We start from the raw sequence: 13,266 nt of genomic DNA, 5'->3' as shown, positions 1-13,266 counted from the left end.
TGATCCGCGAGTTCCCCAGCCACTGAAAAGATCCCAGTCCTGTCCAGGCTAGAACCGGGGTTAATCCGGCCGCTAGCGTGACGACTACCTGATTACCCTTTGGAGACGGGGACGCTCTCATCCCAGATGCTCCTGGCGGGATTGCGGTATGGACTCGTTGGGCTCAGCATCCGTGCCACGGTCGTGTGACCGTCCGCCGCTGAAGTAAGAACAAAGACGCCCGAAAGATCGATGTAATATCCTGATTTCGACTGTCCCCTGCATAGACTCGCCGTATGAATGATGGCCGGATTGCGATCGACTGGGATTCTGCACGCGCGAGCAACCGTGATAACTGGGAAGACCGGGTTCCCCTCCACGAACAGGCGTACGGGATCAGCGACTTTGACGATCCCAACCATCTAACCCGAATCATCCGGACCGACTTGGCCGCACTCGTGCCCTTCCTCCCGGACGGCTCGGTCTCCGGTCTAGATGTTTGTCATCTTCAGTGCCATATCGGCACCGATACGCTTTCCCTAGCTAGGGCAGGGGCTAGAGTCACCGGCGTGGATTTCTCCCCGGGTGCCTTGGAATCTGCTGCCAACCTGGCGGAACGTCTGGGCATCGATGCTACTTGGGTCGAGAGCGACGTTCTCGAGTCCTGTGCCGCCGTAGACGGTGACTTCGACCTCGTCTACACCAGCATCGGAACAATCACGTGGTTGCCAGACCTGGACCGCTGGGCGACGCAAATAGCAGGGCTCCTGCGGGCTGGCGGAACGTTCTACATCCGCGATGGGCATCCTGCTCTCTACGCCATTGATGAGCATGCCGACGGACTGCAGCTTCGCCACCCGTACTTTGGCAACGGTGAGGCGCAGCTTTGGGACGACGAGTCCACCTACGTCGGAGACGGCAAGTTGACTCACTCCCGGACGTACCAATGGGCGCATCCCCTGTCCGAAATCATCAACTCCCTCATCGGGGCGGGCCTGCAGATTCTTCGTGTCTACGAGGACAAAACAATCCCGTGGAAGTTCGCGCCCCGCATGGTGGAGGTGCCAGAGGGCTTCGCGTGGCCAGAATCCGAGCGTGATCTTGTGCCTTGTACTTATACGATCATCGCTCGGAAGGCAGGCGAGTAGGCGACGCATGTACAACGGCTGGTGCGGTGGGTTCAGGGCTGGACTTCACATAGCCGGCATCTTCGAGGGGAAACCCGATCCACGCCACGCTATTCGGGCGTCTCGTGCTGCTCTCTTTGGGCGAGCTGCTGGAGTTGCCATCTATGCACGTCGGGCAGCCAATCCAACGTGGCCGATGGACCGACCCGCGGGTCGTCGGGAACACCGCCGTCTCGCAGGTCCTGCACGTACGCGCGATCCTGTTTGATACGTACTCGGACCTGCTCAGCGCCGCCGACTGAGCCGTGACCGGGGATGACAGCGTCAACGCCGTCCGCCACGCTCTCGAACAGCCGCAACGCGGCGAGGTAGTCCTCGACCGGGTCAACGGCCTCCAAGTCGAGGAACGGCATCAGGATGTCAGAAAGCATGTCGCCGGCGACGAGGACGCGGCGCTCCTCGATCAACAGCGCCGCATGGCCTGGGGCATGGGCCTGATGCTCGATGATCCGGACTTTGGGGCCATCCCAAGGAATCTGCGCAGCTTCGGCGGGCAGGCCGGTTATGAGACCGAGCAGATCCATCGGGATCTGCTCGGCGTACTCCGGCGGGAGCCCCACGGCTATGCGGGCCTTCCAGTCCGCGTTCGACAGCAGATCCTGGATGGAGGCCGCGCAGCGGGCTGTACCGTAACGGGGCACGTCGCCGAAGTTCGCGTGCCAGAGCACGTGGTCCCAATCAGGATGCGTCGAGAAGCCTGCCACGACGGGCTGGCCCCACTCATGGAGGTCGTTCGCGAGGCCCGTCATTTCGTCGACCGTTATGCCGGGGTCGATGAGCAACACACCGTCCGTGCCCTGCACGACAACGGAATTACTCTGGATGAATTCGCTCTCGTGAACGAGAACGCCCTCCGCGACTTCCTTCAGCATGAATGCCTTCCGCTGGTGCTTTGCAACCGTTTGTCGAGACCGTAGTAGCTGGCGGGAGTAGATTGCAAGCACTATGGGGCGGATCGGGTGAGCCGCGGTCGCTGAACCGGGCAGAAGACCTGGTCTTGGCACTATCTCGGAGAGGCGGTGTCTGCTTCGATGGGGATCCATAACTGACCGCGGCCTTTAGAACCGTCTGGTCCTGGTTGGACGCTCAGCAGCTGTGGTCCGGGCGCCCAGCGATATGGATTAGCGGGGAACCACTCGGCCGCTGCGTCAGCCCAGAGGTGCTGCAGGGCCTCCGGAAACTTGCCTTCTGTCTCGAATACGACCCATAAACCGGCTGGAATATCTGTGGAGTCGTATCCGTCCGGCGCTGTCTGTGATGATGCCGCAGCTCGCCAGTAGTCCAATTCGCTTCCCTCTGTTCCCGGTTCCTCGATGTTCTCGGTGACAGCCAGCAGTCCTAATGGCTCCGTGTCTGATAGCGCGGCCAGCCGCGGCCTCACTGTCGGGTCCAGGCTCCGCTCGAACGTCTCGATGTCCGGGTTCGGGCCCTCGTAGATGAGCCGGACACGCGTCTTGAGCCCGATAAGGCGGAAGGCGTCTTTCTTTACTATGCGGTGCTTCATGTCAGCACTCCCTTCGATTCGAAGATGGAATCTTAATTGCGGTTGTGAATGGAGCACGGCGCCCGGGCGTCGCGCCTGTGACGGAGTGAGGCCGTGCATGGCTTTGAAAGCCCGGGTGAACGCCTCGGCCGACCCATACCCGTACCGGATCGCCACGTCCAGTACCGCCTGGCCGGCGACAATTTCCGCTGTCGCCGCTGTCAGCCGCCGACGCCTGATGTACTCGGACAACGGCAAGCCCGCGAGCGAGGCAAACATCCGCCGGAAGTGGTACTCCGAGGTGAGAGCGACCTGTGCCAGATGTCCAACGTCGATCGGCGAAGCAAGGTCCGCCTCGATGAGCCCAATGGCCCGGTTCCATTCCTGCACGGCTACCTCCTTTCCTTCACTACGGTACGGAGACTCCAGCCGGTAGACCCGACATTCCCTGCCCGAAAAGATCAGAATTTAGACACGGCTGTTCTCCTGTCCCCGACCCGCATCGCCTAGCACCTCCCACTGCCGGCCTGCCCGACGACGGCCCCGCGGCACAGGGGTCACCGCTCCGACGATTTTGAGCCGTATCGGGCTCTACCGGGCAGCCACCTGCGACAGAACCCACCGGACCTCTTCAGCTATGAGGCTGATGCCGCTCCCTGCCGGTTCATATCCGAGCTCACGGGCGGCCGCCGAGTCTAGCGTCATGGGTGTCTGCCATGGATGGTGTCCTCGGTCGGTACCGCTGGCGACACGCTCTATGGTTCCTCCCCATGAGAGTTCGGCCGCGATGGCGCCGACGATCTCCCGGGCCGTCGGGGTGTCAGGATCGGCGGCGTTGAGTATACGGTGGCCGGGACGGCCGGCGACGGTCTCGATAAGTGCTGCGGCATTCGGCGCCGCGGTAAGGTGATCGATTGTGTCGCCGTCGGCGAGCTCAATTGTGTGCTCCCCCCGGAGCATCCTCTCGACCACACTCTTCGTGCGAGCGTTCCGCGCCCAACGGCCGTGAACTTTCGATGGCCGGATCACCGTGACCGGAAGGCCTGAGTCGAGGGCCGCCAGCTCGGCGGCAACCTTGCAAGGGGCATACCCTTCCTGGGTGAACGGGTCCGCGTCGTCCGTTGCAGGCGGCAGGGTGGGGCAGTCTTCGCGGACCGGTCCCTCAAACTGTGGCGGGTCGTCCCCGTTGATGTGCCGCCCGGAATCGTCGAGGTAGACGGCTCGGCTCGATACCAGGACCAGGCTTTCCACCGATGCCATGGCCGGCAGGAGTGCCCGCACGTCGGGGGCTGTATACGCGACGAGGTCGACGAGCAGATCCGAGCCGTTCCCCACAAGCCGTTCCACACCGCGGGTGTCGCTGCGTTCAAGCTGGTGAAAGCGCACTCCGCACCCTGACATCTCCGTCGGCATCCGGGACGGATCGCGGCCGGTCACCTCCACATCCCAGCCAGCCCGGGAAAGCAGCATCGCTGTGGCACCGCCTATGGCACCAGTGCCACCCAACAGAATTGCGCGCACTCCAACCTCCGAATCCTCAGCCAGCTTCGCATCCTACGGGAACCAAGATGGACGGAGAGGCCCGGGACTAGATGGAACCGACGGTACTTAGGTGTAAGCGCCGAACACAGACATGATCGTGATGAGCAGGCCGAAGATTCCGATGGCATAGCCGACAGCGAGTGATGCCCGTGCGAGCTGACGCCCCTGGCTGCCGTCACGGTTGACCTGGTTGAGGGCCACGTGACCCGCGCCGACGACGAAAACCGCCAAGATCGTGAAGCTCCCGAAGAAGAACCCGGCCACTGCCACCACCGCACAGACCACTGAAACGATGGCCATCCGGTTGTAGCCCGCCACGGCCGGCGAAGCTGCTGCTGACATATCTGTGAGCCCCCACTCTGATCGTTTCGGCCGAGTCTACTCCGTGGCACCAGCGGCAACACTATGAGCTCGCGAGGGAAGAAGGCATCACGGAATTTGGTATCGGGGCCGCGTGTTCACGTGCTTTCTCGTGTACCTCGAACTACTAGTCATCCTCGTACTCGTCGTCCTGGCTCTCTCGGCGATGGGCAGGGAACAGTGCCCGACGTCGATCCCTTCAACCCTCCGCCCTGGCAGCCAAAGACCAACGCTGAGTGGACCGTTGAGCATTTGCAAGGACACGTGACTGAGCGTCGGTGAGGCTGAGTTAGGCTCACAATATGAAGTCTCGGGGGATACTCTTGCCAACCGGTCCAATTAACCACCCTTTGGAGGCTTCCGGGTCGACGGTGGGCGTGACATTCAAGCAAGCCGCTTGGGCGCTGATGTTTGTCGCTATGTACATTGCGGTCCTGGCAGGGGGCGTCCTGGCTGTGGGGCTTTCAGGCCTCGTGGATTTCACGCCCGAGTCCGTTATTTTTCTGCTCCTCTGCGGCGCAACTGCAGCGGCCATGCTGGCCCTGTACATCCACCTGATCCGGAGAAACGGCCTTGTATTGGGCCGGCTCGGGTTCAGACGGTTCAGGCCCAGGATGCTTCATCTCCTCTGGCAAATCCCGTCTGCCATTATCATTTCCGCCTGCCTGCAAGGCCTTTTCCTCGCCGCCCTTACCTATCTGGGGATCGACAGCACATCCGCCGGCTCCTCGAATGACACTTTGGCCAAGATCGCCGATCTGCCGGCACCGTTCGTCGTGTTGGGCTTCCTAATCGTCGCTGTGCTCACACCGCTGTGGGAAGAGGTGCTGTTCAGGGGTGCCTTCCTCAGCGGCCTTTCCCAACGCTGCAGTCCGTTCGTGGCGGTCGTGTTGTCGGCAGCGCTGTTTGCTGCTTGTCACCTGCTTCCGCTCACCTTTGCATACCTCTTCGCCCTGGGCATCGCGTTGGCCCTCGTTCGACGGTTCCATGAGAACCTATGGGCTCCGGTGCTACTTCATGCGGCTAACAATGCCCTGGTGGTGCTCCTTGTACTGGCGGCTTCATGAGACCCTGCATCTACCTGCGCTTCAACATGTCCGGTGGAAAGCTACCCTCATCGGGTTGGTTGCCAGGGGCACGCGCTATGAGAACGCCAAGTTCAACGTCAGCAACAAAATTTCCTGTGATGAATAGCAAGCCGCTGAATGCAATTCCGACGGACTCCGTGGCCCTTATTTGATGTTTCTCTTCTTCCTGCTCGGGTCGGAGCTTGTTCAGTCGAGTCCCGGCTCGCCACTGGAGCTATTCGGTCCGCCTTGGTAACTTCAACGCATGGCCATCAAACTTGAGAACGTCGGTATTGCCGTTCGCGACCTCGAAGCAACAATCGCCTTTTTCACCGACCTCGGGCTCACGGTCGTCGGCCGTGACACGGTTAGCGGCGAGTGGACCGACACTGCCGTCGGACTGGATGGCAACCACGCCAACATTGCGATGCTCCAGACACCAGATGGTCATGGTCGACTCGAGCTCTTCGAATACATCCACCCCAAAGCGATCGAGTCGAACCCAACTCGTCCCAACGACATCGGCATGCACCGCGTGGCCTTCTCGGTCGACGACATCGACAAAGCCCTTGAGGTAGCTGCGAAGCACGGATGCTATCCGCTACGCGGCGTGGCAACCTACGGCGACGTCTACAAACTTACGTACCTCCGCGGGCCCAGCGGAATCCTCGTGATGCTCGCCGAGAAACTGAAGAAAGACTGACACCCGGATCGGCCCGATTAGCCTGTGTTGCCAGGTCTCAGGCCGTACGGCCGTCCAATAGGCCATCACCTACCGCCGGAAAGTCGTGGCGCATCGCCGCGATTACAACCGAGGCAAGCACTAGGGGCGATATCTAGCGCTGCGAAAAACGCCGCCATTTACCGCCGCTATTCACACCCTGATCCCTCAGTGCTCCTGCTCTGCTGTGGCCTGTTGATGGCGGAACCACGATGGTGCGACTGATCGAGAGAAACCCAGGACTCCGGTCAGGGAAGCGGAGTATGGAGGAGCCAAGTCAGTGCTTCGTCGCGGGAGGTAAAAAAGCGCGTTGGACACGGCAGGGTCTGCCGTCCCATGCTGAAGTTGGCAATGATCCGGTCGACCGGACTTGAGCTAAGCAAGGCAATTCGTGAAGCGGCGGATGGGATCTGGAAAACGGACTTGCCCTGACGGGTCACGGCTTTTGTGGTCCCCATGTCGACCAACATCGGGTATTAGGAGCCGTCGGTAATTTCACGGAGCGTTGCCATGGCAGCGTGGACGTCATCGCCTTGCAGAACGATGCCGGATTTCCATGCAAGATAGACAACTCCGTCGGCACCGAGTTGTATTGCGCCCTTGCCGCCATTGACAGTGATTGGTTCCATTTTCTGCTCCCCCAGCATCCTATTTTCAGCCAAGCCTAATGGCATGCATCAAACTCCTGCCGCTACGGAGGACGACTGTGAACGGAACAGCGGAGAGAACAACCAGAGAAGCCTCCGGGAGTTATCGAATTGTGGGTGGTGCGAAGCGTCGACGCCTCAAGTCCTCAGGGTGGTAGTCACTGACCTGTCTGACAAGCGATTCGATGTTGAATCGTGTGTAGCGCGCAGCGAGACGGGCGATCTTGGGGTTTGGGTTATTGAGGTGCAGCCAAGTGCGTAACTGAATTGACCTCAGCGGTGGACAGATGAAGACGCCGGAAGGCTCCGCTGAGAACCCGAAACGGAGCAGTGGATCCTCCCCGATCTGTATCTTGAGCGCCTTGATCTGCCGATCTGAAATGATTGTCGATATGCGTAGGTGGAGGGCCAAACACTGGTTGGGGTTAGCTTTTGTGTCGTTCTTGGCGACCGCCTATGCCTTTTTTACTGGTGCAGCGGCCGCAGGGCTGGATATCGGCGAAAAATGCGCCATGGCTGGGGAGCTTTTTAGTGTCCGTCCTGGGAGCGTCCAGTACCGCGAACTACAGCAGGCATATCCCATGCATGCTTGGTGCAACGCCTCCTATGATCTGGTCCCGGCCTGGGTAAATCCCGCCTTAGCAACGTTTGCCATCCTGACTCTCGCGGCAGTCAGTTGTTCCATAATTTCGGCCGTGAAACGGCCGATGACGACCTCCACATAGCTGGGCTGCCCGCACGCGAAACGCGTCCGTCGCAGAGCTCCCGGCACCTGGCGATAGCGCATTGCTCCAGTCCAGGAGAGGTTCAGCGCCCGCTACCCGTTCGCGAGGCGACCTCCTCGGTGGCGGCCAGCATGTCGGTGAAGGTCGCCGTCAGCATCTTGTCGATCAAAGGGCCGGTGAATCGGCCAATGGGGCCACCCCGGGGTACATATCGGTAGTCGAAGGTGGCCAGCGTCCCGTCGTCGTCGGGCTCGAGCGTGAGCGTGGACTCGGCCTGCTTGAACGGCACCGACACGCTCGGCTGATTCTGTGTGTCGATCCTGCGACCTTCCTCCCAAGTGGTGACGGTTTCATCCATGCTGCCCATCGGCTTCAGTTCGACGCGGCGCCGAGCGCCCACGCCGCTGGTCTGGTCGCCGATGGCTCTCGTGGCCCTGAGGCCGCTCCAATGGCTGGCGAGATTGGGGAAGTCGGCGTACAGGGCCCATACGGAACCCGTGGACGCAGACATACGACGTTGCACCGTGATGTGACGTTCCGGCATGAGGACCACTCCAATGCTCAAGACTGTGGATAACCCTAGATTCCCCCGACGGGGCCCCAGTTGCAATGGCCAAGGAATAGCCGCTGAACGCGGCTCAAAAAGATGAGCTGTGAACGGCAGGCCGTTGCCTGTAAGCCTCAGATTCTCGGTCCGGATTGAGTGTCAACTACCTGTTTTTCCTCCGCAGAGGAACTGTCAGGAGTCGAACCACAAACAGGGTGCTGCCGGAGAACCTCGCGCTATCGACGAACAGGCCTTGATATGCAAGTTGTCACTTGCCTATAGTATGGATCCATGGTCGATGTCTTCCGAGCTCTCGACGATGAGACAAGGCGTCTCGTCCTCGATGAACTGTCAGCGCGTGACGGCCAGACCCTGTTCGAGATCTGTTCCGTGCTCACGATGCGGCACGGTCTCAGCCTCACGCGGCAGGCGATCTCGCAACACCTCGGCGTGCTCGAGTCGGCGGGCCTCGTCGTGACGGAGAGGCGCGGACGTTCCAAGTTCCACTACTTCAACCCAGAGCCACTCGCCGAGATCACGGGACGATGGCCCACCAGAAAGAGGACCGAACAATGAAAATTGCCCTGACGAGCCTGTTCGTCGACGATCAACGAGCAGCCCTTGCCTTCTACACCGAGGTGCTCGGCTTCACGAAGCGCCATGACATCCCCCTCGGTGACGACTTCTGGCTCACCGTCGTGTCGCCCGACTCGCCTGACGGTCCGGAGCTGCTTTTGGAGCCGTCGGGCCACCCTGCCGTGAAGCCGTATCGGGACGCCCTTGTGGAAGACGGCATCCCACTCGCTCAATTCTCCGTCGACGACATCGAGGCCGAGCACGCCAGGCTGACCGGCAAGGGCGTGGTGTTCACACAGCCGCCGACTGACATCGGCACCGCCGTTGTGGCCGTCTTTGATGACACATGCGGCAACCTCATCCAGCTCATCGAAATGAAGGCTCCGGATCAACGCGCCGACGCCCGTTGAGGGGTCGGACCTACGAGGCTTCCATGACCGACTCTGAAAACGACGCACTCGAACCTTACTGGCTGAAGAAGATGCGGCAGGCCGCCAAACCGCAGACCAGCTGGATGTAAGCCGAAGACTCACGGCAACGAGTTCCGCATACGTGAATCCGTCCTTGTCCTCGGCCAATAGGTCGGCTGGGGTGCGACCCGTCTCGTCTGGCGCGCTGCGATTCGCGCCGCCCTGACAGAGGGCTTCGCTGGCTTAAGCATTCCCGAGGACGATCGCTCGTGCAGCGGTGTGACCCCTCCGTCACCAACGGCGTTCACGTCCGCACCGGCGTCGAGGAGGAGCTCGACCGCCATACGACCGGCCCGAGACGGGGGAAAGGGGTTTTTGTCGTGTTTTCGATCATGCGTTGCCCTGAGTACCACGCCGTCGTGCTGCGAATGCAAGGGCAGAAGATCCGGCAGTCCGGGGGTACAACGAAGCTCCACCCATGGGGATTGGCGGGCCTTCGCAGCTAAACGACACAACGCTCTTGTATAGCTATCGAGTGGACGAGAGCGGAATGCTTACTCCCACCGGCGCAGGAATCCCCGAAGCACCTGGGTGTAGCGCGCGGGCTCCTCAAGATGAGGTAGATGGCTGCTCTCCTCGAAAATCACCGCCTCGGCTCCGGGCACGAGGCTTTGATAGTACTCAGTCTCCTCGGGCCGTGTCTCGCCATAACGGCCGCACATGAATAGGGTGGGGACCGTCAGTCCACCGAGACGGTCCGTGACGTCGTAGTCCTTGTGGATGCCTGTAATGACAAATTCGTTCGGGCCCTGCATTCGCTCATAAATCGTGGGGTTCAGCTGGCCGAATGTACGCATCAGTGCATCCGGCCAGGGATCCAATCGGCATACATGTCGCCGATAAAACTCCATGCTCGCTTCCTGATACTCCTCGGAGTCAGTTGTGCCGGCCGCCTCGTGGCGGGCAAGGATGGCCTGCACGTCGGCTGGAAGGGCTGCGCGGAGTGCCGCCGTCGCGGCCGCGAAGCGAGGAATGCTTAGGCACGGATCGGACAGAACCAAGCTCGCCAGCCGCTCCGGGAAACTCAGGGCATATTCGGCAGCGACGATTGTTCCCCAAGACTGGCCGAGCAAGTGGACCCTCCGTGATCCCACTGCGTCGAGGACTGCCTCAACCTCCTCGACCAATCGGTCATTGGTCCAAAGACTCACATCATCCGGGACATCCGACTTCCCGGCACCCAGCTGGTCATAAAACACGACCTGCCGCTCGTCAGCCAAAGCCTCGAGCGGCTCCAGATAGTCGTGCGTTCCCCCTGGGCCGCCGTGGATGGTAACCAGCGGAATCCCTATTCCGTCGCCAACCACTTGATACCAGACCCGGCCGCCGCGGACCTCAACGTAGCCTTCGCTTACGTGCAAGTCAGGAGTCACGGTGCCTCCAAGGAAAATGGTCCGAACGGAACGGCAGTTTTGTTCCTAAGTAGACTCCGCAGCATCAAGTGGCGTCAATCCTTTAGGACCGCGCGGGCATAAGTAGGAATAGTCAACTGTCTGTCGAGACTTCAGAAGCCGTTCACGAGCGCAAAAGGGCATCCCTTTCGCTAAGCAGGTTACTGCAACTCAATCCAGCGGATCTTGGGAAAACGGGTCCGGGGCCGGTTGGTGGTCTCCCTTTTCGCCGACGGCATGCGGGCGACGGTCGCATCTCGAGCGGTGGTGCACGCCCGATCATATTACAGCTGCCCTCATAGGTTGCCGCCGTCAAATATCACCGACCGATCAATAGCCGCTGCCAATCGTCGACCCCATGGAGCGGGCACCGTCCGGCCCTGCCGGGCCGCAACCGCCGTCACCGGCTTCAGTCGGGAGATGCGACGCAACATGGTGCCCCTAGACGGTGCGCGCAAACCACTTCTCCGACTGATACACGGTCCTCGGAATTGCGGTCCCCGATAGAGGGAAAGCCCTACGGGACATTCTTGCCTCCGACTGCGAGGAGGGCCGCGTTACGGGATCCTGGGCATTGGTTCTGGAGAGGCACTTCTCATTCGTTCAGTGGTCCACTCGCGCTGCTCTCCGTCTTTGGGCGTCGTGACCTGAGAATCTGCCGAGTTGCCGTTGGGGACGGGCAGCGTTTTGAGGGGCATCGGTGCAGGAGTGGCGCTGCGCATCTGTTCTTCGGTTAGCGGGACGGATCTTGTGCCGCAGCTGGACGCAGTCGCAGAGTCAGCGGAAGGGGCGATTGATTCTGTTGAATCGGTTGGGAGCCGGACCGTCTCCCGGCAATCGCTTCTGTCGGCTATCTCTGTAACTTCAGTAGCTTCGGGGGAAGGCTCTGCAGATGGCAGTGATGACTCCTGGAGCACCTCTCCCTGCCCGCTGTTGCCGGGGCTTCCGCAGGCGGTGAGGGCGAGCATTAGGACGCATCCAGCAGTCAACCCGCGGATCTCTCTCGAACGTCCCATTCCCTGATTGTCCCCATACGCGATTCACAAAAATAGGGGTTCAGTCGGAACCTCCAGTTTCGATCTGATCATCATTTTGGCCTTGCTCTCGATGGAAAAGCTGAAGCTGATGCGTCTGCTCCGCTCTCCATTGGGCCAACCTTCAGCGTGCGCGGGCGACAAAGATCATGATGGGTGACCCCTCATTGAAGGGGTTGCGTCTCCAGTCGCCATACGTAGCTTCGACGACGAAACCTGCGGCGTTTAATTGCTGCTCGAGTGTGTTCTGCTCACGAAAAGTCAGCAGCAGTGTTTCGGTCACTGTTTCGTTTGTTTGGGCAAACAGGTTGTGAGCTCTAAGTTCCACGGTTCCTGGGGACGTTTCTAGGACGTCCTGCCATTCGACGAGCGTTCCGTGAAGGGTCTCCCTTGTGGTGCGTTCCCTGGATGCCCAGTTCTCCCACGCACGCACGGCAGGATTTCGGCTCTCAAATGCGAGAATTCCGCCCGTCTCCAAAGCCTGTCGCAAATCAAGGAGAGTGCGCTCCCAGTCGGTGTCGGGAATGTGCTGAGCGACGTTGCCCGTCATGACGGCGTAGTCGAATCCATCTCGGGGGATGCTGCTGCTATCGCCGAGGACCCAATTCACAGCATCGGCTCCCGCTCTGCCACGTGCGTATGCAAGCATGGTGGCCGATGGGTCCAAGCCTACGACGTCTCGACCTCCCTGGGTAAAGGTGACAGTGAGGATGCCAGTTCCGCATCCGAGATCGAGGACCGACTCTGCCGAAACCTCGTCCGCGAGGGTGCGGTAGAAGTCGTGATCTGGCCCGTCTGGGTTGTCATGGTCATAGAGGTCAACGAGGCGCTGGTCGTAGTCGGTCATACGAATGAGGTTACCGCGCAATAAACGCCCCTCGCTGTGCGGAAGCCGGTCGGTCACCGTGCCCCGCGGATGCCCAAACGAAACCGCCCGCAGTGTGAATCTCAGCGATATTTGGTGGCGTTTTCGCAGCGATAAATGTAACCCCCGGCCGCCCGCTAGCTGATCGTGAGCCGAACCCTGGCTGGACACGACCAAGGCGCACGGGAAGCTGATCTTCGACATGTTCGCGTCTCTGGCAGAATACGAACGCTCCGGTTGTCCGGGCGCACGAGGGCAGGATTAGCGGCTGCGAAAGCCAGGGGACGACTCGGCGGCCGTCCGCCGGCGATGACGGCGACGAAACTTGCTGCGGCCAAAGACCTGAGGCGTCAGGGAAAGAAACTGCAGGAGATCGCGGAGACTCTCAGCGTGAGCATGTCCACCGTCCCCGGGGCGCTCGGGCCGTGAACAGGCAAGGCGGCGCCGGAGTCCCAGTCCCTCGTTCAGAACGTTGCGTAAGTCAGTTCCGCACGCGTCAGTGCGATGCCGGTTTGGAACGACTTGTGAGACACGAAGATTACGCCGAGCTCGCTACCCGGCTCTCACTTCAGAGGCCGTCCGCACCGAATTTTCGAAGTCGCGTGCACCGGCTCTGGGCGTTGACCTGTCCATTAGCAGTGGGACTGGCGAGAGACGATTCACTGGCTCCCT

The 13,266-nt window shown here is 60.7% G+C and carries 15 protein-coding genes and 1 pseudogene; 7 read left to right on the top strand and 9 right to left on the bottom strand.

The annotated features are described in order from the left end of the window. Positions 1-275: 275 nt before the first annotated feature. A complete protein-coding gene (locus J2S97_RS07500) occupies positions 276-1,127 on the top strand; it encodes a class I SAM-dependent methyltransferase (RefSeq protein WP_307048067.1) in 852 nt (283 codons plus the stop codon). Between the two features lie 89 nt (positions 1,128-1,216). Here the strand turns inward: J2S97_RS07500 and J2S97_RS07495 are convergent, their stop codons facing one another. The 4 genes from J2S97_RS07495 to J2S97_RS07480 all read right to left on the bottom strand — a co-directional run bounded on the left by J2S97_RS07495 (position 1,217) and on the right by J2S97_RS07480 (position 4,533). Then, positions 1,217-2,038 (bottom strand): MBL fold metallo-hydrolase, encoded by an 822-nt coding sequence (locus J2S97_RS07495; RefSeq protein ID WP_307048065.1) that lies wholly within the window; start codon positions 2,036-2,038, stop codon positions 1,217-1,219. A gap of 131 nt (positions 2,039-2,169) precedes the next feature. Continuing rightward, complete coding sequence (locus J2S97_RS07490; protein ID WP_307048063.1) at positions 2,170-3,039, bottom strand: AraC family transcriptional regulator; 870 nt, start codon at positions 3,037-3,039, stop codon at positions 2,170-2,172. A 201-nt stretch (positions 3,040-3,240) separates the two neighbouring features. Beyond that, positions 3,241-4,170 carry an NAD-dependent epimerase/dehydratase family protein gene (locus J2S97_RS07485; RefSeq protein WP_307048061.1) on the bottom strand — a complete coding sequence of 310 codons (930 nt, stop codon included), beginning with the start codon at positions 4,168-4,170 and terminating at the stop codon, positions 3,241-3,243. Between the two features lie 87 nt (positions 4,171-4,257). Then, complete coding sequence (locus tag J2S97_RS07480; RefSeq protein ID WP_307048059.1) at positions 4,258-4,533, bottom strand: hypothetical protein; 276 nt, start codon at positions 4,531-4,533, stop codon at positions 4,258-4,260. A 389-nt stretch (positions 4,534-4,922) separates the two neighbouring features. On the opposite strand from J2S97_RS07480, the gene J2S97_RS07475 reads away from it, so the two are divergent. Together J2S97_RS07475 and J2S97_RS07470 are read left to right on the top strand one after the other, a co-directional pair. Beyond that, positions 4,923-5,618 (top strand): CPBP family intramembrane glutamic endopeptidase, encoded by a 696-nt coding sequence (locus J2S97_RS07475; protein ID WP_307048057.1) that lies wholly within the window; start codon positions 4,923-4,925, stop codon positions 5,616-5,618. Between the two features lie 265 nt (positions 5,619-5,883). Next, on the top strand, positions 5,884-6,321 hold the full coding sequence (locus tag J2S97_RS07470; RefSeq protein WP_307048055.1) for a VOC family protein: 438 nt from the start codon (positions 5,884-5,886) through the stop codon (positions 6,319-6,321). Between the two features lie 266 nt (positions 6,322-6,587). Here the strand turns inward: J2S97_RS07470 and J2S97_RS24150 are convergent, their stop codons facing one another. From J2S97_RS24150 to J2S97_RS07460, 3 genes are all read right to left on the bottom strand, one after another. Beyond that, positions 6,588-6,809, bottom strand: coding sequence for an STAS/SEC14 domain-containing protein (locus J2S97_RS24150; protein WP_444875931.1), 222 nt, complete (start codon positions 6,807-6,809; stop codon positions 6,588-6,590). A 6-nt stretch (positions 6,810-6,815) separates the two neighbouring features. Then, entirely contained in the window at positions 6,816-6,968 is a 153-nt protein-coding gene (locus J2S97_RS07465; protein ID WP_307048053.1) for a hypothetical protein, read from the bottom strand. A gap of 825 nt (positions 6,969-7,793) precedes the next feature. Next, positions 7,794-8,255: an SRPBCC family protein gene (locus J2S97_RS07460; protein ID WP_307048052.1), complete on the bottom strand. Its 462-nt coding sequence runs from the start codon at positions 8,253-8,255 to the stop codon at positions 7,794-7,796. A 294-nt stretch (positions 8,256-8,549) separates the two neighbouring features. Between J2S97_RS07460 and J2S97_RS07455 the strand changes: the two genes are divergently transcribed. Beyond that, positions 8,550-8,834 (top strand): ArsR/SmtB family transcription factor, encoded by a 285-nt coding sequence (locus tag J2S97_RS07455; RefSeq protein ID WP_307048050.1) that lies wholly within the window; start codon positions 8,550-8,552, stop codon positions 8,832-8,834. Continuing rightward, a complete protein-coding gene (locus J2S97_RS07450) occupies positions 8,831-9,244 on the top strand; it encodes a VOC family protein (RefSeq protein ID WP_307048048.1) in 414 nt (137 codons plus the stop codon). The genes J2S97_RS07455 and J2S97_RS07450 overlap by 4 nt, the downstream gene beginning before the upstream one ends. Positions 9,245-9,798: 554 nt before the next feature. On the opposite strand, the gene J2S97_RS07445 is transcribed toward J2S97_RS07450, so the two are convergent. Further along, the gene (locus J2S97_RS07445) at positions 9,799-10,677 is read right to left on the bottom strand and encodes a proline iminopeptidase-family hydrolase (protein ID WP_307048046.1); all 879 of its coding nucleotides are present in this window, start codon (positions 10,675-10,677) and stop codon (positions 9,799-9,801) included. A 509-nt stretch (positions 10,678-11,186) separates the two neighbouring features. Here J2S97_RS07445 and J2S97_RS23975 point away from each other — a divergent pair. Next, entirely contained in the window at positions 11,187-11,432 is a 246-nt protein-coding gene (locus J2S97_RS23975; RefSeq protein ID WP_373460515.1) for a hypothetical protein, read from the top strand. Between the two features lie 421 nt (positions 11,433-11,853). On the opposite strand, the gene J2S97_RS07440 is transcribed toward J2S97_RS23975, so the two are convergent. Then, entirely contained in the window at positions 11,854-12,576 is a 723-nt protein-coding gene (locus J2S97_RS07440) for a class I SAM-dependent methyltransferase (protein WP_307048044.1), read from the bottom strand. Positions 12,577-12,745: 169 nt separating this feature from the next. On the opposite strand from J2S97_RS07440, the pseudogene J2S97_RS24145 reads away from it, so the two are divergent. Beyond that, a pseudogene (locus J2S97_RS24145) lies at positions 12,746-13,023 on the top strand (recombinase family protein); the annotation flags it as partial. Positions 13,024-13,266: the final 243 nt, after the last annotated feature.

This window comes from Arthrobacter oryzae (genome assembly GCF_030812315.1).
Classification (GTDB): Bacteria; Actinomycetota; Actinomycetes; order Actinomycetales; family Micrococcaceae; genus Arthrobacter; species Arthrobacter oryzae_B.
This window is presented reverse-complemented; position numbering and strand designations above follow the sequence as displayed.